We start from the raw sequence: 22,126 nt of genomic DNA, 5'->3' as shown, positions 1-22,126 counted from the left end.
GACCGCGACCCCGGCGGCCAGCGGGAGCCATCCCCACGCATCGGGGGCCACGTCACCGACATCGACGCCGACCGACAGCGCGAGCTGCGAGCGCGGCGGCGCTGACCACCGGCGGCCGTGCCTGCCGCGCCCGGCGCTCTGGTGCTCGGCGATCAGCACCGCACCGGCGATGTCCTCCCCCGCCGCGGACCTGGCCAGCAGGTCGGCATTGGTGGAGCCCGTCTCCTCGACGACGTCCAACCTCGTCCACGGCGGCGCGGTCAGTCCGCTGCGCAGGAATTCGGCGTCGAGCGCGGGTCGCGTCCGGTCTGTGCTCACCGGTACAGGCTAGGGCTCCGGTGCCGCCCGCAGGGTAGCGGCGCTTTGTGCATTGCCAAATCTGCACGAACGTAACAAATGGCAATGCCATGGCCTGATGGTGACGACTGAACCTCCCTGCTGCACAATGTGACGGTGACGTCACCGCGCCTGTTGGCAAACACACGGTCAGGTGAGTCATTCATTGCTGCCATCGTCGTGCTCGCGTGTGCGACGGGAGTCGCGTTGTGCGGGATCGTGGCGACCGCCGGCGGCGTCGACCAGCAGGGCTTCCATCTGCCCGCGGTCCGGCACCTGCTGGCGACGGCGCCCGCGCTGGACGTGGTCGGCCTGCCGACCGCGACCGGACCGCTGTACCACCTCCTGGTGGCCGCCGTCGCCGGACCGGCGGGCGTCGGCGACGCAGGCATCCAGATCGTCGGCGCGCTGTTCGCCGCGACGCTGGCTGCGCTGACGCTGTGGCACGTCCGGGCTCTCCCGAAACCGGCGCACCGCGTCCTCGCCGTCGCACCGTTGCTGCTGTCCGCGTACTTCTGGCAGTCGGCGCTGTGGATGCTCACCGACGACGCCGCGGTGCTGTTCGGGCTCGCGGCCGTGCTCGTCGCGCTGTCCGGCACCACGAGCAGACAGCAGCTGGCCGCGGGATTGCTGATCGCCGCCGCGATCGCGACCCGACAGAACTTCGTGTGGCTGCTGGCTCCGGTCTGCGCCTACTACCTCCTCGCGCTGGCTGACCGGCCCCCCGCCGTCCGCGGCGCGGCGCTGGTCCGGGTGGGCGGCCCCGGCGTGGCCACCCTGGCACTCCTGATCTGGATGTGGGGCGGATTGACGCCTCCCGCCGGTCGGGAGTTCAACGCGGCCGCGCTCAGCCCGACGGCGCCCGCCTTCGCCGCCGCGGTCACCGCCGTCTTCGCCCTGCCGATCCTGCTGGCCGTGGTCGACGGCTGGGCGCCGCTGCGGCGCCACCTGCCCGTCGCGGTGACGGTCGGTCTGCTGGCCGCCGCCCCCGCCGTCGTCTTCACCAGCAGCGCCACCGTCGCGCCCGACCAGTCACGCCGCGGTGGACTGGTGTGGTCACTGGTCGCAGCGGCCCCCGACATCATGAACCGCTCCCCGATGCTGGTCGCGCTGGCCTTCACCGGCGGCGCGGTGACCACGCTGCTCTGCGTCGCCCTGCCTCGATCACTCGCCGTGCTGCTGTCCGTGTCGGTGCTCGCCCTCGCCACCGTCACCGTCGCGGGGGCACAGCTGTACCAGAAGTACGTCGAGCTGCCGCTCGGCATGCTCGCGCTCGTCATCGTCGCGCAGCTGTTCGCCGCGGGACGAATAAGGCGCACCTGGCCGCTCGTCGCGCTCGCGGTGCTGCAGGCCGTGATCACCGCGGCCGTCGTCGGCCTGCCGATCCTGCGGGCGGTGGCATAGATGTGGGCGAAAACGTTGCAGCGCAGGCTTTTCCGTACGGCTTCTGGTAGGGGGCTGCGATGTGTGGCATAGCCGGTGTCCGCAGGTTCGACGGCGCACCCGTCGACCTCGAGCTGCTGAAGGCGATGGCCGGGCACCTGGAGCACCGGGGACCTGACGGCCGCGGATACCTGGTGGACGGCTCCCTGGGGCTGGCCCACACCCGGCTGTCGATCATCGACGTCGAAGGGTCGCCCCAGCCGATGAGCGGCGCCGGCGGCCACCACCACCTGGTGTTCAACGGGGAGATCCTCAACTACCGGCAACTGCGCACCGGCCTGTCCTACCCGTTCCGCACCGACGGGGACACCGAGGTGCTGCTGGCCCTCTACGACAGGTACGGCGCCGACGGCGTCACCCGGCTGCGCGGCCAGTTCGCCTACGCACTGTTCGATTCGCGTACCGCCGACCTGCATCTGTTCCGGGACCGCCTCGGAATCCTGCCGCTGTACTACTACACCGACGGCCGGTTCTTCGCGTTCGCGTCGGAGATCAAGGCCCTGCTGCCCGCGATCGCCTCCGTGCAGGTCGACGAGGCGGCGTTGCACGGCTACCTGACGCACCGCTCGGTTCCGGCGCCGCACACCTTCATCGCCGGGGTCCGCAAGCTCAGGCAGGGACACCACCTGGTGGTCGGCGCCGACGGCACCGTCCGCGAGCACCCCTACTGGACGCTGCCCGCGGCACCGCAGCTGACGTCGTGCCCGCCCGAAGAAGCCGTCCGACTCGTCGGTGACGCGCTGACCGCGTCGGTGCGCGAATCGCTGGTCTCCGATGTGCCGGTGGGCGCGTATCTGTCGGGCGGCCTGGACAGCAGCCTGATCGCGGCGCTGGCCGCGCGGGAGCAGGGCGGCACCGGGTTGCACACCTTCGCCGCGGGATTCGACGATCCGCGGCTCGACGAGACTGCGTGGGCGCGGCACACGGCGCAGATCGTCGGCAGCACCCACCACGAGGTCCGCATCGGCGCCGAGGATTTCGAGCAGAACTGGAGCCGACTGAGCTGGCATCGCGACGCACCGCTGTCCGAGCCGGCCGACGTCGCGGTGTTCCGCCTCGCCGAACTGGCGCGCCGCGACGTCAAGGTGGTGCTGTCCGGCGAAGGCAGCGACGAACTCTTCGGCGGTTACCCCAAGCACCGCTTCGCCGCCGCGACCCGGCTGGCCGGCGTCCTGCCGTCGCGCCTGTTGCGCCACCTCGAACGCCGGTTGCCCACGGGCCAGGCCAGACTGGGCATCGCACTGCGCACCTTGTCCGAGGCCGGCTACCCGGAACGGCTGCGCGGATGGTTCTCACCGTTCACCGCCGCCGAGCGGACGGAGCTGCTGGGCGGCCCGCCGACCCGGGACGCCCCGCAGGCCTACCGGCTGGGCGGCGGCGACGCCCTGCACCGCATGCTCTACGCCGACCTGCACACCTGGCTTCCCGACAACCTCCTCGAACGCGGTGACCGGATGTCGATGGCGGCGTCGCTGGAGATGCGCCCCCCGTTCCTCGGACTTCCGCTCGTCGAGTTGGCGTTCAGCCTGCCGAGCAACGTCAAGGTGCGTGGTTCCGTCGGCAAGTGGGTGGTCAAGGAGGTCGCCCGGCGCCATCTGCCGAAGGAGATCGTCGACCGGCCGAAGGTCGGCTTCAAGGTCCCGCTCGATCAGTGGTTCCGCGGCAGTCTCCACGACCTGGCCGCCGATCTGTTGACCGACAGGTCGTCCTTCGTCGCCGCCGCGCTCGACCCCCGCGCCGTCCGCGGGCTGCTCGAGTCGCACACCTCCGGGCGGCGCGACGAACAGATGCGGATCTGGACGCTGCTGTCACTGGAGGTGTGGCACCGCGAGCTGGTCAGCCGCCGGACGCTGCCGGAAAACAGCACATCACGTTAATTTCGCGAAAGATCACGGATTCGCCTTCAGATCACCGCGCTGGCAGTGCATAGTCGCCCTTTATTTTCCTGCTGACGCCCCTGACGTCGACAAAGTCACATGCACCGGCTCGACGCGGCGCCCGGATCCGTTGTATGGTGACGACCGAGTTCGTTTGCGGATGTATCTTCAGCAACGTTTTGTCCGCTCCCAACCACCGGCGAAGGCGACAGACCTTGAACCCCAGCTTCAGACTCCGTCTCGAAGAGATCCGGCGTGGCAAATGGGTCATCATCGCTGCGACGGTCATCACCATGCTGTCGACGGCGCTGCCCTCCGTGCTCGCCGATCCGACCTATCTGGCCAAGTCGGCGCTGGTTGTCTCCTCGCCGGACCGGGCCACCGATCAGGACGCACTGCTCGCCGTCGGCTACGCCACCCTGTTCAACGACCCGGCGAACAACGTCCGGCTGCGCGCCATGAAGAACCTCCCGGACGACATCGTGTTCGAGGCCCGCACGGCCGCGGCCAGCCCGATCGTCACCGTCGAGGCGATCGCCGCGGACCCGAAAGAGGCGCAGGACGCCTCCGAGGCGATGGCGGTGGCGCTGCGCGACGACATCAACGCGGTTCGCAAGAAGGAGAACGAACGGCTGATCGCCGATCTGACCCGCCAGCTCAACGAACTGTTCGCTCTGCCCGGCGCGGACGGCGCGCCGAACCTCGGCATCGGACCGCTGCAGGAGCGGATAGGGGACATCCGCTCGGATTCGACCGCCCAGCTGCGCGACCTCCAGCTGCGGGCCGGCGTCATCCGGCAGGCTCCCGACGTCGTGCTCAACGTCGCCCTCGGTGCGGTCGGCGGCCTGCTGCTCGGTGTGCTGATCGTCCTGCTGTACTCCCGCGTTCTCGGCCGGCCGACCGCGACCGAGCTGCAGCAGCGCACCGGCGTCCGTGCGCTGGTCGAGGTGCCCAGCGGCGGCGACCCCGACGGGGACTCGTTGCGCGCCGAGCGGCTGCGCACCCTGGCCAACATCATCCGCCTCGGCGATCAAAACCGTGCGCAGGTCGTGGCGCTGACTGACGTCGCAGGCGCCGGCCGCGCCACCGAACTCGCCGGTGCGATGGCGAATCTCTCGGCGCAGCAGGGTTACCGGACTGTGCTGGTGCACGCCAACGAGGCAACACGACTGGCAGGCCAGGCCGGTTTCACCGATGCGCTGGCCGACCGGCGCACCGTGCGTTCCCTGCTCGTCGACGGGGCGGCCGAGACGTTGCGCATCATGCCCAGCGGCAGCGAGATCACCGACCGGTACGCCACGGTGACCAGGGAACGGGTCGCGGCGGTGCTCGACGAACTGCGCTCCGATGCCGATGCGGTGTTCGTCGCGGCGCCTGCGATCGACGAGAGCTCCGAGACACAGGTGGTGTGCGCCGCCGCCGATGCCACCATCCTGGTGGTCAGCGGCCAGTACTCCCGCTCCCGCGACGTCTCCGCCGCGGCCGAGACGCTGGCCCAGTCACACGTCACTCTGCTGGGTGCGGTCGTCGTCGACGGTGAGGTGGCCGGCCGTCCGGTCGCCGTCCCGGCCGGCTCTCCGCGGACGTAGAACCTCCATGGCGACAGCACCGACTCAGGTGCGTGGGGTTGCCCGGCGCCGGTCTCGATGGCCCGCGGCTGTGGCGATCATCTGCGGAACGGTTCTCATGGCGTCCGGCCTGTTCTTCGGCGCACAGGCCGGGACCTTCCTGTTCGCCGGCGTGGTGGCGTTCACGCTGGGCGTGTGGGGGCTGAGCGACCCGGTGGTGGCGACGATCTTCCTGCTGGCGGCGATGTTCCTCCGCTCGGCTCTGTTGCCGCAGTTCGGCGGCGCCCCGTTCCTGTTGGCGCTGGCCGTGCTGGTGGCCGCAACGGCGTGGTGGATCAGCCGCTCGGACATCACCTTCCGGTTCGGAGCGGTCGAATGGGCGATGGCCGGATTCGTGGCCTGGAACGTCTGCTCGGCCCTGCTCCCGCACAAGTACGGACCCGGTGACCAGTTCACGCTCGACGCGCGCTCGGTGCCGCACTTCATCCTGATCCCGACGGTCATCCCGTTCGTCGCCTACATCGTCGGACGCGTCGTCTTCACGCGGGCATCGGCGGTGCGGGCGGCCATGTGGGCGCTGATGGCGTTCGCGGCGTACTCCGCGGTCGTGAGTGTCCTGCAGTTCACCGGTCCTTCCGAGCTGATCTGGCCTCGCCACGTCGCCGAAGCACCCGAATGGGCGGGCCGTGCGGTCGGTGTGGTGAACCAGCCGGTCGCCAACGGGATGGTGCTCGCACTCGGCATCGCGATCGCGGCGCTGCTGATCAGCCGGCGGTCCGAACCCACCTGGTCGCGGTGGCTGGCGCTGGCGGTCGGTTTGGGCTGCGGCTGCGCGCTCTACCTCACCTACACCAGGGCCGCCTGGCTCAGCGGCCTGCTCGTGCTCGTCATCGGCGCCGTTCTCGCCAAGGGGTATCGCGGCGGATTCATCGCCGTGCTCGGAGTCATCGGGGCTCTCGCCGTGGTGAATTGGGCGACCCTGACCAGTGCCGACCGCTCGGCCGGAGGCGTCGGTTCCACCCAGGAGGTGGATGACCGGCTGAACACCATCGCCACTGCGCTGTGGGCCGCCGAGCAGAAGCCGATCGTCGGGTGGGGGGTCAGCCGATTCTGGTCGGTCAACACCTACCACCACCAGCAGTGGTCGACCGACACCCCGTGGATCCGCGGCTACGCGATCCCGGCCCATCAGAACGAACTGGGGATCCTGGCCGAACTCGGCGTCATCGGACTCGGCCTGTGGCTGGCGGTGCTGGTTCTGATCGCACACCGCCTGTGGAATGCCTACCGCACGCTGCCCGCCGGCGATCTGTGCGGCAAACCGCTTGCGGTGGTCGCCATCTCGGCGTTCACGATCCTGGTGTGCACCGGCATCACCGTCGACCTGCGATTCTTCGACTTCCCGCTGATGGCGGTGTTCCTGGTGGCCGGCATCGCCGCAGGATGGGCGGAGCGGCACCGTGCCGGGTGAGCGCCGGGCGGTGTGGGCCGGCACCGCCGCTCCAGGGGGAATCGCCACCTACATGCGGGTCATGCAGCGCACGCCGCTGTGGGAGGACTGGAATGTCACGCTGGTCATCACTCACCAGGAGGGCCCACCGTTCACCAAGATCGCGGTCTTCGCCTGGGCGCTGGTGCAATTCGGCTACACACTCGTACGCCGCAGACCCGAGGTGGTGCACCTGCACGCCGCCTCGGACACCAGCCTGCTGCGCAAGGGGATCCTTCTGGTGATCGGCCGCCTTGCCCGGGTGCCGGTGATCCTGCACATCCACGGCAGCAACTTCTTCGACTACTACAACGAATCACCGCCGCGCCGGCAGCGGTTGATCCGGGCGATGCTGCAGCGCTCAGCGGCGGTCGTCGCACTCGGTGACACCTGGTTGCAGCGGCTGCGGTCCGTCGCACCGTCGGCGCGCGTCGAGGCGATCCCCAACGCGGTTCTGCCGCAACGCTGGATCACCGGCCCCGCCCCCGGCGAACCGGTCCATGTCGTGTTCCTGGGGCGGATCGGCGACCGGAAGGGCACGCTGCGGCTGCTCGACGCGTGGCAGCAGGTGTCCCACCTCGGCTGCCGGCTCACCATCGCCGGTGACGGCGACGTGGACGGCGCGCGGGAGCGGGTGCGAGCGCTCGGGGTCGAGGACACCGTGACGGTGCGGGGGTGGCTCGACGAACAGCAGGCCGGCGAATTGCTCGATGCGGCGCATGTGTTCGTGCTGCCGTCGCGCAACGAGGGCCAGCCGATGGCGGTGCTCGAGGCGATGTCGCGGGGTCTCTGCGTGATCGCCGGCGACGTCGGCGGCATCCCGGACATGATCGGCGGCGGCTGCGGGCTGCTGGTCGACCCCGACGACATCCACGGCATCGCCGAGGCCCTACGGGTGGCCGTCACCGATCCCGTTGCGCGGGTGACCTATGGCGCCGCCGCGTACGCCCGGGTGGGCGAGCAGTTCGACGTGCGGGCGGTCGCCCGCCGGCTCGACACGCTGTACCGCGAGGTGTGCCGATGAGTGACAACGTGATCCGGCCGCTGTTCATCGTGCCGGACCTTCGCATCGGTGGGGCCGAGCGGCATCTGGTCACGCTCGTCACCCGGATGGACGCCACCAGGTTCCGCCCCGAGGTGCTGTGCATCGGCGAGGAGGGCGAGTTCTTCTCGGCGCTCACCGACGCGGGGATCCCGGCACACGCGATGCGGCTGCCGAAACGGCATGCGCTGCAGGCACTGCGGGGCCTCGTCGAAACGATGCGGCGCATGAGACCCGACGTGGTGGTGTTGCGCGGATACAACGCCGAGGCGCTGGGCCGCATCGCCGCCCGCATCGCCGGGGTGAAGCACGCCGTCCTGTGGGTGCACAACATCGGCGACGCCGAGCCGCGGGGCAGGGCGCGCAGGCTCACCGACCGCATCCTCGACCGGTGGACCGACCGCTACTTCGGCGTCGCCGAGGCACAACGGTCCTACCTCACCGACGACCTCGGCTATCCCGCCGACCGCGTCCGCATCATCCACAACGGAGTCGACCCGGCGCAGTTCGGCACCGGCACCGACCGGCGGGTGCTCACCGGCCTCGGGATCGCACCCGGCGCACCGGTCGCCGGCGTCGTCGCCGCGCTGCGCCCGGAGAAGGACCACGTCACCTTCCTGCACGCCGCCCGGCGGGTGGTGGACGCCCGCCCCGGCGCGCAGTTCCTCGTCATCGGCGACGGCCCCGCTCGCCCTGGGCTCGAAACGCTCTGCGCCACCCTTGGTCTCGCTGACAACGTGCACTTCACCGGCGCTCGCCGCGACATCGACCGGTTACTGCAGGCCGTCGACGTGTTCGTGCTGAGCTCACGCACCGTCGAGTGCTTCCCGGTGTCGCTGCTGGAGGCCATGGCCTGCGCCAGGCCGGCCGTGTGCACCGACGTGGGCGGCGTCGCCGAGATGCTCGTCGACGGAGTGACCGGTCATCTCGTGCCCCCCGGCGACCCCGGGCAACTGGCCGGCCGGCTGGAGCAGCTGTTCGCCGACCCGGCCGCCGCACGTCGGATGGGCCTGGCGGGCCGGGCCCGCGTCGAAGCGATGTTCAGCCTCGACCGCAGCGTCGCTGCCGCCGAGGACGCGATCGAAGAGGTGTGTGCGACCTCCGCACACGCGCAGATGGAAGTGGGCAGATGAGGCAGCGCAAGTGAGCAGGCACATCGTCGTCCTGGTGGAGAACCTCTCCGTGCCGTTCGACCGTCGGGTGTGGCAGGAGAGCCGGGCGCTGGTGGACGCAGGTTTCCGGGTGACGGTGATCTGCCCGGCGGGCGTCGACCGCGACCGGGAACCGGAGGCGGTGATCGACGGTGTCCGCATCCTGCGGTACCCGTTGCGGCCCGCGACGGGCGGCCCACTGGGATACCTGCGTGAATACGGGCTAGCGCTGTGGCACACCGCGCGACTGGCCCTTCGGGTCCGCAGGGCCGGGCCGATCGACGTGGTGCACGCATGCAACCCGCCCGATCTGCTGTTCCTCGTCGCGCTGATGCTCCGCCCCGGCGGCACCCGCTTCGTCTTCGACCACCACGACCTCGTCCCCGAGCTGTTCCAGTCGCGGTTCCCCGGTGGCGGCCGTCCGCTGTACTGGCTGACCCGTCTTCTCGAGCGGCTCACCTTCGCCGCGGCCGACTCGGTCATCTCGACCAACGAGAGCTACCGCCGGGTGGCCATCCAGCGCGGCGGGATGGCGCCCGACCGGGTGACCGTGGTGCGTAGCGCGCCTGACCTGAGCCGGTTCGTCCCACGCGAACCGGACCCGGAGCTACGCCGCGGCAAGCGGTACCTGCTGGCATATCTCGGCGTGATGGGCCCGCAGGACGGCGTCGACTACGCGCTGCGGGCGCTGCGGATACTGCGTGACGATCTGGGCCGCGACGACGTGCACTGCGTGTTCATGGGCGCCGGCGACGCCTACGACGACATGGTCGCGCTCAGCCGGCGGCTCGGGATCGACGACATGGTCGAGTTCCCCGGCCGGGTCCCCGACGAGTTCGTGCAACGGTGCCTGTCCACCGCCGACGTCTGCCTGTCGCCCGATCCGCTCAACCCGCTCAACGACGTGTCCACGATGAACAAGGTCGTGGAGTACATGGCGATGGGCAGGCCGATCGTGTCGTTCGAGTTGCGTGAGGCCCAGGTGTCCGCGGGCGACGCGGCCGTCTACGTGCCCGCCAACGACGAAGCCGCGTTCGCCAAGGCGACCGACGACCTGCTCGGCGACCCCGAGCGGCGCGCCAGGATGGGCGCGTTCGGGCGGCGCCGGGTCGAGCAGGACCTCTCCTGGGCCGTCTCCCGCCGGACGCTCGTCCGGTTCTACAACCGCCTGCTCGACCGGGGAGTCAGCTGACCTCCACTGCTCGACAGGTCGTGCGCACCCGGCAGAACCGTTGCCTCGACACGATCTTTTCGGCATCCGTTGCAAGATTCGCCAGCCCTGCATTTTGTTACTGCTGATTGCTACATAGAAGGGGATTCACATGGGCAAACAACGTACGTGTGGACATCTATTCGTCATGCCTTATTATTTGCCATATGTCGACGACTCGTGCCGGCGCCACAGCTCGGACAACTCTGGTGAGTGACATCGTGACCAAGCTGTACGAGGAACCGGACGCCGACACGTCGGCCCCGGTCAGCGTCTTCGGACTGGGATACGTCGGCTGCGTGAGCGCGGTGTGCCTCGCGGCGCGCGGCCACCGCGTCGTCGGTGTCGACGTCAACGCCGACAAGGTGGCCGCCCTGCGCGGCGGCCAGGCGCCCATCGTCGAGGCGCTGATCGGCGAGCTGACCGCCTCGGTCGTCGCCAGCGGCGCGCTCACCGTCACGACCGACGCCGCCACCGCCGTCGCACAGTCGGAGATCTCCCTGATCTGCGTGGGAACGCCGTCGGGAGCCGGCGGCCGGCTCTCGACCGCGCACCTCGAGAACGTCGCCGACGAGATCGGCGCGGCCCTGGCCGTCAAGGACACCTGGCACGTTGTCGTGTTCCGCAGCACGATGGTGCCCGGCACCTGCGAGAACCTGCTCATCCCCCGGCTCGAGGCCGCCTCCGGCAAGCGCGCGGGCATCGACTTCGGCGTGTGCCTGAACCCGGAGTTCCTCCGCGAGGGAACCAGCGTCCGCGACTTCATGGACCCGCCCAAAACCGTGGTGGGACAGAGTGATCAGCGTAGCGGGGACATCGTGATGGAGCTCTACCGCGGGCTGCCCGGCCCGCGCTTCCAGGTGCCCGTGGCGGTCGCGGAGATGACCAAGTACGTCGACAATTCCTTCCACGCGCTGAAGGTGGGCTTCGCCAACGAGATCGGCGCCATCTGCGCGGCGCTCGATCTGGACTCCCACGAGGTCATGGACGTGTTCCTCGCCGACACCAAGCTCAACCTCAGTGCCGCCTACCTGCGTCCCGGCTTCGCCTTCGGCGGCTCCTGTCTTCCGAAGGACGTCCGCGCCCTCACCCATACCGCCCGCCGCCACGACGTCGACACGCCCTTGCTGTCGAACCTGCTGACATCCAACGAGACCCATCTGCGCCGGGCCGTCGACATGGTGATCGCCCACGGCAGGCGCAGGATCGGCATCTTCGGCCTGTCCTTCAAGGCCGGCACCGACGACCTGCGCGAGAGTCCGATGGTCGAACTGGCGGAACGCCTGATCGGCAAGGGTTTCGACGTGAAGATCTACGATCCCACCGTCGTGCTCTCCCGGCTCGTCGGCGCCAACCGCGCGTACATCACCCAGCAGTTGCCGCACATCGGCGACCTGCTGACCGACGACGTCGACGTCGTCCTGGACCACGGTGAGGTGCTGATCGCGGGATCGCGCTCCCCGGAGGTCGTCACGGCGGTGGACCGGGCCGGCGACAAGCGGCTGGTCATCGATCTGGTGCGACTGCCGGGCGCCGAACGGCGCCGGGCAGGCGCCGGCTACGAGGGAATCGGTTGGTGACCACGCCACGTCCCTTCATCAGCTTCCTCACCACCGCATACCGCACCGAGGAGCTGATCGGCGAGACCATCGAGTCGGTGCTCGCCCAGACCCGCGGCGACTGGGAGCTCGTCGTCGTCGACAACGGGAACTCCGACGAGATGGCGCGGATCGTCGGCGCTTACACGTCTGACCCACGAATCACGTTGCTCCGCAAGGTGAACGAGGGAATCCGCAGCGGAGTGAGCGCCGCCGCGGCGGCCGCCACCGGCCGCTATCTGTCCGTGCTCAACAGCGACGACATCCTGCACCCGGAGTTCTGCGCCCGGGTCGGGCTGCTCATCGACGCCGATCCCGGCATCGACGCGGTCGGCTGCGACGCCGAACTGTTCCACGATCCCGACGACGGCACGCCGCCGAGCGGCTGGTACGACACCATCGGATGGCGTTCGGTGCCCCCACCGTCGCAGCCCGTCTCCCTCGCCGAGATGCTCGACGACGGCGTTCCGCAGTACGTCGGGGTGTTCCGCCGGGAACGGTGGGATGCCCACGGCTCCAACGATCCTGCGGTCGTCGACGTCGAACCGGATCTCGACCTGTGGCTGCGGCTGGCCGCCGCGGGCGACGACGTGCGCATGCTGCCCGACCGCCTCGTCCGGATCCGGGTACACCCGAACTCTGAGTCGAACAACCCCGCGGGCATCGAGGCGTTCGAGCAGCGCTATGTGCAGACCTTCCTCGCGGTGGCGCGCTACCACCCGCGCAGTGAGTCCGAGATCGCAGGCAGCCGGGTCGTCCGGAGACTGCGGTACCGCCAGGGCATGCGGCGATCCCGGGTCGCCCTGCTGCACGACGACGTCCCGGCCGCCCGCAGCGCGGCGCGTGAAGCACTGCGCCAGTGCCCCACCCCGGCGTCCGCCTTCCGCGCCGCCGCCGTCGTCGCGGCGCTGTCGGTGAGTCCCGAGGCGTTGCGGGCGATCCGCCCCGCGAAGAACCGGGTCCAGAACGTCGTCGCCCGCCGTCGGCGCCGTCCGGCGGACAGTGCGCCACGATGACACTCACCGAGCCCGGCGTCCCCGCCGGCGGGATCGGCCGCGCCGTCAAACGCGGCGCCGCGATGGCCGGCGGGGCGGTGATCCTCGTCCAGTTCGTCTCGATCGCGCAGACGCTGGCCCTCGGCCGGTTGCTTGGCCCGGAACTGGTCGGCCTCTACACCGCGGGCGCCGTGCTCGTCAGCTTCGTCATGACCGTGGCCCAGGGCGCCCTGTCGCAGGCACTGATCCACCGGGAGCACGACATCGAGGACGCCGCCAACACCGTCATGGTGGTCACCGCCTGTACCGGACTGCTGTTCACCCTGGCGAGCCTGGCCGCGGCGCCGTTGCTCGGTGAGGTGTTCAACGACCACCGGGTGGCGCTGGTCGCCGCCGCGGTGCCCGGTGTGATGCTGCTGCACTCCCTCACGATCGTCCCGGACGCGTTGATGCAGCGCGCATTCCGGTTCGCCCCGCGGATGATCATCGCCCCCGCGGTGTCCATCGCCTTCGCCGCGACGGCCGTCGTCCTCGCGCTGCGCGGACTCGGCGTCTGGTCGATGGTGATCGGCCACTACGTGTCGATGGTGGTGTGGGTGGTGCTCAGCTGGTCGCTGGCGCGCTGGCGGCCGTTCCGTGGGCGCTTCGACTTCCGGCTGTGGCGGGAGATGGGCAGGTTCTCACTGCCGCTGGCGTTCGACAATCTCGCCGAGCGCCTCCGTGAGCTGCTGGAGCAGCTGATCATCGGTCGCGCGCTCGGCACCACCAACCTCGGTCAGTTCCGCTATGCGTTCCGGATCGGCTCCATTCCCACCATCGGCATCGTGCAGGGCGCTTCCTACGTGCTGTTCCCCGCGTTCGCGAAGATCGCCGGCGACGCCGAACGGTTCCGGGCGGCGTTCCTGCGCGCGTTGAGCTGGCTGTGGCTGGCCGCGCTGCCGGTGTGCGCGCTGATGCTCGTCGTCGGCGAGCCCGTCGTGGTGCTGCTGCTCGGTCAGGAGTGGCGGCCCGCGGGGACGGCCACCCAGGCGCTCGCCGGGATGGGGCTCGGCATCGCGCTGGCCACCGTCGGCGCCGAGGCGGCCAAGGGCGCAGGGCGCTCATCGCTGCTCACCTGGCAGGCCGTGCTGCAACTGGTGCTCGGACTGTCACTCGTGGTGCTGCTCGTCCCGTACGGACTGGTCGGTGTCGGCATCGCGATCTCCTCGACCCAACTGGTGATCGGCGTGGTCGCGATCATCTCCGTCCGGTCGGTCGTCGGGGTGTCGTTCCGCGACATCGGTGCGGCACTGGCCCCTGCCACCGCCGCGGCGGTGCTGGCGCTCGCCGCTGCGGCGCCGCTGCGGCTGACCTTGCTCGACGGCGACAGCCACGGCGTCCTGCATGTCGTTGCGGTGGTGTGCGGCATCGTCGCCGCGTTCCTCGCCGTCTACCTGGTCACCGTGCGCGTCCTCGACCCTGAGAAATTCCGCGCCGTCGGCCGCGTACTCGCCCGGCGCAAGGGCGCGGGAGTCACGTCATGAGGATCCTGATGGTCGGCACGTACCCGGTGGAGCCGGGCGTGGTCAACGGCGGGATCGAGTCCGTCACGAGCACACTGGTGCCCGCGCTGGCCGCCCGCGACGACGTCGAGAGCGTCACGGTGCTTAGCCTCCACAACAGCACCGCCCCCAGCGCGTACCGGCGCGAGGGACCGAAGGTGGAGGTGCACCACATGCGCGGGCAGCGCAGGCTGCGCAGGCTCACCGGGTCGTTCCTCGACGTCCGTCGCGCCCGGCAACTGGCCGCCGCGATCCGTCCCGATGTGGTGCACGGACAGGAGATCGGCTTCAACGGCGACATCGCGACCCGGTGCAGCGACTCCGCGGTGGTGACGGTGCACGGCCTGGTACACCGCGAGATCCGGATGGGCGCAGGCGCGGGCTGGCGCGACCGGCTGCGGGTGTGGACGACCGACCGCCTGGTCGCCCGCGTGCTGCAGCGGGCGAAGATCGTCATCTCGATCTCCGATTACGACCGCAGCGAACTCGCGTTCATGATCCACGGCAGACAGGTCGCGATCGCCAATCCCACTGCGGCGGAGTACTTCGCGCTGGCGCCGTCGCGGGCCACCACGCAGCGGCTGCTGTTCGCCGGCGTGCTGACCCCGCGCAAGGACGTGCTCGGACTCGTCAACGCGTTCGCCCAAGCCCACCGGGGCCGGCCGGCGGCACGACTGGTCATCGTCGGCCCCCAGCCCGACCCGCAGTACGCCCGGGCCGTGCGCGACCGGGTGGACGCGCTCGGCCTCACCGGCTACGTGAACATCGTCGGGCTGGTCGACAACGACCGTCTGCGTGCCGAGATCGCCGCCGCGCGTGCGGTCGTGCTGTTCTCCCGCGAGGAGACCGCACCGACGATCATCGCCCAGGCGATGGCGGCCGGTAAGCCGGTGATCGCGTCCCGGGTCGGCGGCGTGGCGGGCATGGTGGCCGACGGCGTCACCGGGTTCGTGGTGCCCGCCGGCGACGAGCTGGAGCTGGCCGACCGCATGGGCGAGTTGCTCGACGATCAGCCACGCTGTCTCGACATGGGCTCCGCCGCACATGAAGTGGCCGTCGAGCGGTTCTCGCCGGACGCCGTCGCGGAGCGCACGGTCACCGCCTACCGCAGCGCCGCCGGCCTGCCCTCACCCGATACCGCCCACACGAGGAGACCCTGACCATGACCTTCGACTGGACCGGCCGGTCCGTCCTGGTGACCGGCGGCGCCGGCTTCATCGGATCGCACCTCGTCGAACTGCTCGTCGACGCCGGCGCCGACGTGACGGTGGTAGATCTGCTGTGCTCGGGCTCGGCGGCCAACCTGGCCGCCGTCGCGGATCGGATCACGTTGCACGAAGCCGACATCCGCGAGCTGGACTGGCGGGAACACCTGGCGGCCGACGTCATCTTCCACTTCGCGGCCAATGCATACGTGCCGCCGTCGGTGGAGTCGCCGTCGTTCGACTACGAGACGAACTTCGCGGCCACCTTCCGGCTGCTCGAGACCCTGCGCGAGGCGAAGTGGCCGGGACGGCTGGTGTTCGCGTCGTCGGCAGCGGTGTACGGCAACGCCGTTCGGGTGCCCATCGCCGAGACCGACCCGACGGTGCCCATCTCGCCCTACGGCGTCGGCAAGCTGTCGGCGGAGCGCTATCTCAATGTCTACGCCCAGCTGTACGGCCTCCGGATGGCCGCGGTGCGCTTCTTCTCCGCCTATGGCCCCCGGCAGCGCAAGCAGGTGGTGTTCGACCTGCTGTCGAAACTGGACCACGACCGCACACAGCTGCCGATCCACGGCGACGGCACCCAGGTCCGCGACTTCCTCTACGTCCTCGACGCCGCACGATCGGCCATGGTGGTCGCCGCCGACGGTGAGCTCACCGGTGAGGTGTACAACGTCGGCGCCGGCCGTGAGTACACCATCGACACGCTCGCGAAGTCGCTGTGCGCCCTGCTCGGTCTGAGTCCCGAGTTCCGCTACACCGGGGTCAACAGGCCGGGCGATCCGGAGAAGCTCGTGGTCGACATCGGCAGGCTGGAGAGTCTGGGGTATCGACCGGAGTTCGAACTCGACGACGGCCTGGCCGAAGTCGTTCGCTGGTACGACGAGGTGACGGGGGCCCGGTGGTGACGACGTCCGCTACAGCGGCTGCAGACCCGATTCGGTTGTCGCCGCGGAGAATCCATCATGATAGACCGCACCGGGCGCGGTGATCGCCGGATCGCGGTAGTAGCCCTGCTTGTAGTAGATACCGCCGCCACCGGGCATCAGCGTCCGCACCATGCACCGTGTCTGGCCGTTGCACGGCTCCGCGGTGAAGGTCTGCGGCGCCCCGTCCACCCAGAGCTCGACGAATCCCACGTCGTCGCGCGCGGACCACTTGATGTGCAGCTTCACGTCCGTCCACGCTCCGCGGGTCACCGGTGCGCTCCACGGCGTGTAGGTGGGTCCCGGCTCACCCGGCGCATTCCAGGTCGACAGCACGACGCCCCATCGATCCGAGGCGACGTTCACGGGTCCGGCGTTGATCGCCACCGGCGGCGACCCGTCGAGATCGGCATGCCACTGCCCCAGCACCGTCCAACCCTGATCGGCCGGGAACGCGGCATCGGGCATGGTGCTCCACTGGTACCAGCGCTCGTCGCCTTCCACGGCCGAGCTGGCGTCGTCGCCGCTGACCTCGGCGCGGTGGCCGCAGCACGGTCCGGCCGCCCGATCGCCCGGCCGAAGTTCGAAGCGCGCCGCGTACCGGCCCTGCCGCACGACGTCGCTCTGCACCCGCATGTTGCGGTCACCGAGGGCCGCTCCTGCACACGTTGCGCTGCCCACGGCGGGGTCCTGACAGATCGGCCACTGATCGAAGTTCCCCGTCTCGTAGTCGCCGACGAAGGTGGTCGACGCGGCAGGCGCCCGGCCACCGAACACGAGCACCGACGCGGCGACCGCCACCACCACGGTGACGACGCCGACGCCGAGGCGCAAGCCAAACTTCCGCTGCCTCAAGGAATTCACTCCTCGAGACTACCAGCCGGCCCCATCGGCGGCCTGGTGGACAGCAACGCAGCGCAGACCCCCGAAGGTGGTGAATTTTGTTTGTTTTTCAGGCGGTCCGTGCCGCACACCGCGGTTCTGGTAAACATTGCGACATGAAGCAGTCGATCGCCGGACTCGGTGTGCTGGCCCTCGTCGTCACCGGCTGCGTGAAGGAGGAGGGCGTCGTGCTCCCTCCACGCTCCGAGCCGGTCGCCACGTCGTCGAGCGTCACCTCGTCGGCACCCGCCGCGGACCCGTCGCGGCCGCAACCGCTGGGCACCAAGCTCGACCTCGGGAAGTCCGGCGCACCACTCGAGGTGACGGCGGACGAGATCAACCAGAACAGCGCTCCGACCATCATGCCGCCGGGTGGCGGCCACTGGGCGAGCGTGCGGGTCGAAACCTGCGCCAAGAAGGACGCTTCCGGCCCGCTGACCGTCGGTTCCTCGGAGTGGTCGGCCGCCGACGCCGCGGGCGTGGTCTACAACGCCAGCACCCTGACCGAGGTCGGCTTTCCCGACGGCCAGTTCCCCACCGCGGCCACGATCGCGCCGGGGGACTGTGCCCGGGGCTGGTTGATGTTCCCGGCCGGCTTCCGCGCGATGCTCACCACGGTCACGTACACGCTCAACAGTGCGACCAAGGCGACGTGGACGGCGCCCGTTCAGTAGGCGCCGGTGGCCCGGAAGATTGCGTTCGCGGTCTTCATCGCGATCGCGAGATCGCCGAGCATCGACCAGTTCTCGACATAGGACAGGTCGAGCCGGACGGAATCTTCCCACGACAGGTCCGATCGTCCGCTCACCTGCCACAGCCCGGTGATCCCTGGCCGCACCAGCAGCCGGCGCCGGACGTGGTCGTCGTAGGCCTCGACCTCCGTGCGCAGCGGGGGCCGGGGGCCGACGACGCTCATCTCACCGGTGAGGACGTTGATGAATTGCGGTAGCTCGTCGAGGCTGTACCGGCGCAGGAACCGCCCCACGGAGGTGACGCGCGGGTCGCGCCGGATCTTGAAGAGCATCGCGCCGCCCTCGTTGAGGTGGGCGATGTCGGCCAGCCGGCGGTCCGCGTCGATGACCATGCTGCGGAACTTGATCATCTGGAAGGGCTTGCCGTCGATGCCGATTCGTTCGGACCGGTACAGCACCGGTCCGCGGCTGCCGGCCTTGACCGCCAGGGCCGCCGCGAGCAGCACCGGCGAGGTGAGCAGCAGCACCATCAGCGCGAAACCGACGTCGAAGGCCCGCTTCTGGAACCGCTTTGCACCGTCGTAGCGCGGCTTGTCGACGTGCAGCAGCGGCTGACCCCCTACGAGGCGGACGGTGAGGCGCGGACTCGCCACATCGGCCATGCCGGGCGAGACCACCAGGTCGACGTCGAGTTTCTCGAGTTGCCAGGACAAATCGCGGATTTCGTCGGCGTCGAGGTGCCCGGAGGTCAGCACGACGGTGTCGGCGCCGGACATGGCGACCGCCGTGGCGATGTCGCTGTCGTACGGGTAGGCGGGCACCGGGCCACTCGGCGAGAGGTCCAGGCTCTGCCGGGCCATCAGGCCGGGCACGCACACCGCGACGAGGCGGTATCCGTCGCCGGGGGCTCGGGCAAGCGACTTCGCCAGCGCCCGCACCGATTCCGGCCGGCCCACCGCGAGGACGGTGTGCATGAAGGCCCCACGTCGCCGGTGGCGCACCACGAATCGGCGTGACAGCCATCGGCTCATCGTGAGCGCGAGCAGTCCGAGGGGGAAGGCGATGGCGAGGTAGCCGCGTGCGATCTCGATGCGCAGCAGGATCGACGCGACGGCGATGACGCCGAAGACCGACAGCGTGGCCATCCACACCCGGCGGTACTCCTCGATGCCACTGCCCAGGATCTGCGTCGACCGGGTGCGGTGCACGGTCAGCGCCGCGATCCACAGGGCGGCGATCGAGGCCGACACCAGGATGTAGTCGATGGAACCGAGGCCCACCAGGCTGGTGGCGGTGAGATCGCCGAACCGCAGCACCTGGGCCAGCGCGACGACACCGATCACGATCACCGCGTCCGACGACATCAGCCAGCGGGCGTAGTGCACCTGCCATTGACGCAGGCCGGGCCACGCGGCCGCCGTGGTGGTCGGGGCTACGGAGTCAGACGTCGTGGTCTGAAAACTCATCGGCCAGAATCGCCTTTTCTATTCGCCACTCGCAATACTGGCTAATAGTTACACAGGCTGACTTGCCTGCCAACCAACGACACCGTCATGTTACCTATGTCACTCCGATTCGACGCCTCCGTCATTTGCGCCGCGGCATGTCAGCCGCCGGATGACCCGAACTGACGCCCGTGAAAGCGCTGATCAGCGGCAGGGGGTGGATTGCGGAGTCAAGCAATCCACATCGTGGGACGGGGCGGACCGGGCAGCGCTGTGACCACGAAACTTGTCACAGCGATGCAGATCTAGCAAACGAAGTGATCGTCGCCATAGCGCGCGGCGGCCGCTGCCGGCCGACCACGAGCGCGGTGGGGACGTCGCCGACGCAGAACGTGCCGATAGCATCGACACCCATGACGAGCGTTACCGAGCCTTCCCAGACACCCACGGACGGGTCAGCCGGGCACGAGCCGGATATCCACACCACCGCGGGCAAGCTGGCCGATCTGAAGAAACGCGCCGAGGAGACGTTGCATCCCGTCGGGGAGGCAGCCATCGAGAAGGTGCACGCCAAGGGCAAGCTCACCGCCAGGGAGCGGATTCTCGCCCTGCTGGACGAGGACTCCTTCGTCGAACTCGACGCGCTCGCCAAGCACCGCAGCACCAACTTCGGCCTGCAGCAGAACCGGCCGGTCGGCGACGGCGTGGTGACCGGCTACGGCACGGTCGACGGCCGCGACGTGTGCGTCTTCAGCCAGGACGCCACCGTGTTCGGCGGCAGCCTCGGCGAGGTCTACGGCGAGAAGATCGTCAAGGTGCAGGAGCTGGCGATCAAGACCGGTCGCCCGCTGATCGGCATCAACGACGGCGCCGGGGCGCGCATCCAGGAAGGCGTCGTCTCGCTCGGCCTGTACAGCAAGATCTTCCACAACAACATCAAGGCCTCCGGGGTGATCCCGCAGATCTCGCTGATCATGGGCGCCGCCGCGGGCGGGCACGTCTACTCCCCCGCGCTGACCGACTTCGTCATCATGGTCGACCAGACCAGCCAGATGTTCATCACCGGACCGGACGTCATCAAGACCGTCACCGGCGAGGAGGTGACGATGGAGGAGCTCGGCGGGGCGCACACCCACATGGCCAAGTCCGGGCTCGCGCACTACGTCGCCTCCGGTGAGCAGGACGCGTTCGACTATGTCCGCGATCTGCTGTCGTACCTGCCGCCGAACAACTACGCCGACCCGCCGCGGTACCCGTCGCCCAACCCCTCGGGCCCCATCGAGGAGACCCTCACCGACGAGGACCTCGAACTCGACACGCTGATCCCGGATTCGCCGAACCAGCCGTACGACATGCACGAGGTGATCACCCGGATCCTGGACGAGGACGAGTTCCTCGAGGTGCAGTCCGGCTACGCGACGAACATCATCGTCGGGTTCGGCCGGGTGGACGGCCGCCCGGTCGGCATCGTCGCCAACCAGCCCACCCAGTTCGCCGGCTGCCTGGACATCAACGCATCGGAGAAGGCCGCACGGTTCATCCGCACCTGCGACTGCTTCAACATTCCGATCATCATGCTGGTGGACGTGCCGGGCTTCCTGCCGGGAACCGACCAGGAGTACAACGGCATCATCCGCCGCGGCGCCAAGCTGCTCTACGCCTACGGTGAGGCCACCGTCGCCAAGATCACCGTCATCACCCGCAAGGCCTACGGCGGCGCCTACTGCGTGATGGGGTCCAAGGAGATGGGCGCCGACGTCAACGTCGCGTGGCCGACGGCCCAGATCGCGGTGATGGGCGCCTCCGGCGCGGTCGGGTTCGTCTACCGCCAGCAGCTCAAAGAGGCCGCGAAAGAGGGCAAGGACGTGGACGCCCTGCGGCTGCAGCTGCAGCAGGAGTACGAGGACACGCTGGTGAACCCGTACATCGCCGCCGAGCGCGGTTACGTCGACGCGGTGATCCCGCCGTCGCACACCCGTGGTTACGTCGCCACGGCGCTGCGGCTGCTGGAGCGCAAGATCACCCAGACGCCGCCGCGCAAGCACGGCAACATCCCGCTGTGACGTCCAGGAAGGCGAGGGCATGAACCACGACGCGGACATCACTGAGGTCAGCGATCCCCGGCAGATGACGATCGACCGGCCTGCGCCGGCCGCCCCGGAATTCCATGTCGTCAAGGGCTCCCCGAGCGAGGCCGAGATCGCGGCACTGGTGACCGTGCTCGCCGGCGCTTCGGGCGCCCCGGTCGAGCCGGGCCCCCAGGAGCTGAACCCGTGGGGCCACCCCGTCGACAAGCTGCGCTACCCGGTGTTCAGCTGGCAGCGCGTCACCCTGTTGCAACGGACCCACATGAGGCGCTGATGAGCGCTTGCGCGAAGAACATCGGGCAGTGATGAGCGCTTGCGCGAAGAACATCGGGCGCTGATGAGCGCTTGCGCGAGGAACATCGGGCAGTGACCCGGGTCGTCCTGGGTTCCGCCTCGGTGGGCCGGCTCGGTGTGCTGCGTCAGGCCGGCGTCGACCCGCTCGTCATCGTCTCGGGCGTCGACGAGGACGCGGTGATCGCCTCGCTGGGTCCGGCCGCCGCGCCGGCGGAGGTGGTGTGCGCGCTCGCGGACGCGAAGGCAGCCGACGTGGTGGGCCGGCTTCCCGGGGACGTCGCGGCGGACTGCGTGGTCATCGGATGCGATTCGATGCTCGGCCTCGACGGACGCCTGCACGGTAAG

At 69.6% G+C, this 22,126-nt stretch carries 19 protein-coding genes; 16 read left to right on the top strand and 3 right to left on the bottom strand.

The window, feature by feature from the left end:
- Window positions 1–318, bottom strand: a 318-nt coding sequence (locus Q2100_RS13950; protein WP_407667624.1) for a biotin--[acetyl-CoA-carboxylase] ligase, incomplete at its 3' end; no start/stop codon positions are given.
- 237 nt (window positions 319–555) lie between these two features.
- On the opposite strand from Q2100_RS13950, the gene Q2100_RS13945 reads away from it, so the two are divergent.
- The 12 genes from Q2100_RS13945 to Q2100_RS13890 all read left to right on the top strand — a co-directional run bounded on the left by Q2100_RS13945 (window position 556) and on the right by Q2100_RS13890 (window position 16,363).
- Window positions 556–1,740, top strand: a complete 1,185-nt coding sequence (locus Q2100_RS13945; RefSeq protein ID WP_302914546.1) for a hypothetical protein — start codon at window positions 556–558, stop codon at window positions 1,738–1,740.
- Window positions 1,741–1,799: 59 nt separating this feature from the next.
- On the top strand, window positions 1,800–3,656 hold the full coding sequence (gene asnB, locus Q2100_RS13940; protein ID WP_302914545.1) for an asparagine synthase (glutamine-hydrolyzing): 1,857 nt from the start codon (window positions 1,800–1,802) through the stop codon (window positions 3,654–3,656).
- A 215-nt stretch (window positions 3,657–3,871) separates the two neighbouring features.
- The gene (locus tag Q2100_RS13935; protein ID WP_302914544.1) at window positions 3,872–5,245 is read left to right on the top strand and encodes a hypothetical protein; all 1,374 of its coding nucleotides are present in this window, start codon (window positions 3,872–3,874) and stop codon (window positions 5,243–5,245) included.
- Between the two features lie 97 nt (window positions 5,246–5,342).
- On the top strand, window positions 5,343–6,695 hold the full coding sequence (locus Q2100_RS13930) for an O-antigen ligase family protein (RefSeq protein WP_302914543.1): 1,353 nt from the start codon (window positions 5,343–5,345) through the stop codon (window positions 6,693–6,695).
- Entirely contained in the window at window positions 6,685–7,737 is a 1,053-nt protein-coding gene (locus Q2100_RS13925; protein WP_264015975.1) for a glycosyltransferase family 4 protein, read from the top strand. The genes Q2100_RS13930 and Q2100_RS13925 overlap by 11 nt, the downstream gene beginning before the upstream one ends.
- Entirely contained in the window at window positions 7,734–8,888 is a 1,155-nt protein-coding gene (locus Q2100_RS13920) for a glycosyltransferase (RefSeq protein ID WP_302914542.1), read from the top strand. The genes Q2100_RS13925 and Q2100_RS13920 overlap by 4 nt, the downstream gene beginning before the upstream one ends.
- A 10-nt stretch (window positions 8,889–8,898) precedes the next feature.
- Window positions 8,899–10,098 (top strand): glycosyltransferase family 4 protein, encoded by a 1,200-nt coding sequence (locus Q2100_RS13915; protein ID WP_302914541.1) that lies wholly within the window; start codon window positions 8,899–8,901, stop codon window positions 10,096–10,098.
- 227 nt (window positions 10,099–10,325) lie between these two features.
- Complete coding sequence (locus Q2100_RS13910) at window positions 10,326–11,696, top strand: nucleotide sugar dehydrogenase (RefSeq protein ID WP_302914540.1); 1,371 nt, start codon at window positions 10,326–10,328, stop codon at window positions 11,694–11,696.
- Window positions 11,693–12,730 carry a glycosyltransferase family A protein gene (locus tag Q2100_RS13905; protein ID WP_302914539.1) on the top strand — a complete coding sequence of 346 codons (1,038 nt, stop codon included), beginning with the start codon at window positions 11,693–11,695 and terminating at the stop codon, window positions 12,728–12,730. Before Q2100_RS13910 ends, Q2100_RS13905 begins: the two co-directional genes overlap by 4 nt.
- Window positions 12,727–14,232 carry an oligosaccharide flippase family protein gene (locus tag Q2100_RS13900; RefSeq protein WP_302914538.1) on the top strand — a complete coding sequence of 502 codons (1,506 nt, stop codon included), beginning with the start codon at window positions 12,727–12,729 and terminating at the stop codon, window positions 14,230–14,232. Before Q2100_RS13905 ends, Q2100_RS13900 begins: the two co-directional genes overlap by 4 nt.
- Window positions 14,229–15,410: a glycosyltransferase family 4 protein gene (locus Q2100_RS13895; protein WP_302914537.1), complete on the top strand. Its 1,182-nt coding sequence runs from the start codon at window positions 14,229–14,231 to the stop codon at window positions 15,408–15,410. The genes Q2100_RS13900 and Q2100_RS13895 overlap by 4 nt, the downstream gene beginning before the upstream one ends.
- 2 nt (window positions 15,411–15,412) lie before the next feature.
- Window positions 15,413–16,363, top strand: a complete 951-nt coding sequence (locus tag Q2100_RS13890) for an NAD-dependent epimerase/dehydratase family protein (protein WP_302914536.1) — start codon at window positions 15,413–15,415, stop codon at window positions 16,361–16,363.
- Between the two features lie 9 nt (window positions 16,364–16,372).
- Here the strand turns inward: Q2100_RS13890 and Q2100_RS13885 are convergent, their stop codons facing one another.
- Window positions 16,373–17,236: a polysaccharide lyase family 20 protein gene (locus Q2100_RS13885; RefSeq protein ID WP_276009877.1), complete on the bottom strand. Its 864-nt coding sequence runs from the start codon at window positions 17,234–17,236 to the stop codon at window positions 16,373–16,375.
- Between the two features lie 143 nt (window positions 17,237–17,379).
- Between Q2100_RS13885 and Q2100_RS13880 the strand changes: the two genes are divergently transcribed.
- Window positions 17,380–17,937 (top strand): hypothetical protein, encoded by a 558-nt coding sequence (locus tag Q2100_RS13880; protein WP_302914535.1) that lies wholly within the window; start codon window positions 17,380–17,382, stop codon window positions 17,935–17,937.
- Here the strand turns inward: Q2100_RS13880 and Q2100_RS13875 are convergent.
- Complete coding sequence (locus Q2100_RS13875; protein ID WP_302914534.1) at window positions 17,931–19,421, bottom strand: sugar transferase; 1,491 nt, start codon at window positions 19,419–19,421, stop codon at window positions 17,931–17,933. The two genes, Q2100_RS13880 and Q2100_RS13875, sit on opposite strands and share 7 nt — an antisense overlap.
- Window positions 19,422–19,813: 392 nt before the next feature.
- Here Q2100_RS13875 and Q2100_RS13870 point away from each other — a divergent pair, with 392 nt between their 5' ends.
- The 3 genes from Q2100_RS13870 to Q2100_RS13860 form a co-directional block, all read left to right on the top strand.
- Window positions 19,814–21,463 (top strand): acyl-CoA carboxylase subunit beta, encoded by a 1,650-nt coding sequence (locus tag Q2100_RS13870; RefSeq protein ID WP_264015987.1) that lies wholly within the window; start codon window positions 19,814–19,816, stop codon window positions 21,461–21,463.
- Window positions 21,464–21,482: 19 nt separating this feature from the next.
- Complete coding sequence (locus Q2100_RS13865; protein ID WP_264015988.1) at window positions 21,483–21,761, top strand: acyl-CoA carboxylase subunit epsilon; 279 nt, start codon at window positions 21,483–21,485, stop codon at window positions 21,759–21,761.
- 92 nt (window positions 21,762–21,853) lie between these two features.
- Window positions 21,854–22,126 (top strand): Maf family protein (locus Q2100_RS13860; protein ID WP_302914533.1); only part of this gene is annotated, 273 nt, incomplete at its 3' end.

The sequence above is a fragment of the Mycolicibacterium arseniciresistens genome (genome assembly GCF_030519285.1).
Lineage (GTDB): Bacteria > Actinomycetota > Actinomycetes > Mycobacteriales > Mycobacteriaceae > Mycobacterium > Mycobacterium arseniciresistens.
Note: the sequence above shows the minus strand (reverse complement) of the source record. Positions and strands in the feature narration are given on the sequence as shown.

Excerpts from the sequence above, each read along its gene's own strand:
- asnB (WP_302914545.1), top strand. The coding sequence starts at position 1,800 with ATGTGTGGCATAGCCGGTGTCCGCAGGTTCGACGGCGCACCCGTCGAC.
- Q2100_RS13930 (WP_302914543.1), top strand. The coding sequence starts at position 5,343 with ATGGCGTCCGGCCTGTTCTTCGGCGCACAGGCCGGGACCTTCCTGTTC.
- Q2100_RS13920 (WP_302914542.1), top strand. The coding sequence starts at position 7,734 with ATGAGTGACAACGTGATCCGGCCGCTGTTCATCGTGCCGGACCTTCGC.
- Q2100_RS13900 (WP_302914538.1), top strand. The coding sequence starts at position 12,727 with ATGACACTCACCGAGCCCGGCGTCCCCGCCGGCGGGATCGGCCGCGCC.
- Q2100_RS13895 (WP_302914537.1), top strand. The coding sequence starts at position 14,229 with ATGAGGATCCTGATGGTCGGCACGTACCCGGTGGAGCCGGGCGTGGTC.
- Q2100_RS13890 (WP_302914536.1), top strand. The coding sequence starts at position 15,413 with ATGACCTTCGACTGGACCGGCCGGTCCGTCCTGGTGACCGGCGGCGCC.
- Q2100_RS13880 (WP_302914535.1), top strand. The coding sequence starts at position 17,380 with ATGAAGCAGTCGATCGCCGGACTCGGTGTGCTGGCCCTCGTCGTCACC.
- Q2100_RS13875 (WP_302914534.1), bottom strand. The coding sequence starts at position 19,421 with ATGAGTTTTCAGACCACGACGTCTGACTCCGTAGCCCCGACCACCACG.
- Q2100_RS13870 (WP_264015987.1), top strand. The coding sequence starts at position 19,814 with ATGACGAGCGTTACCGAGCCTTCCCAGACACCCACGGACGGGTCAGCC.
- Q2100_RS13865 (WP_264015988.1), top strand. The coding sequence starts at position 21,483 with ATGAACCACGACGCGGACATCACTGAGGTCAGCGATCCCCGGCAGATG.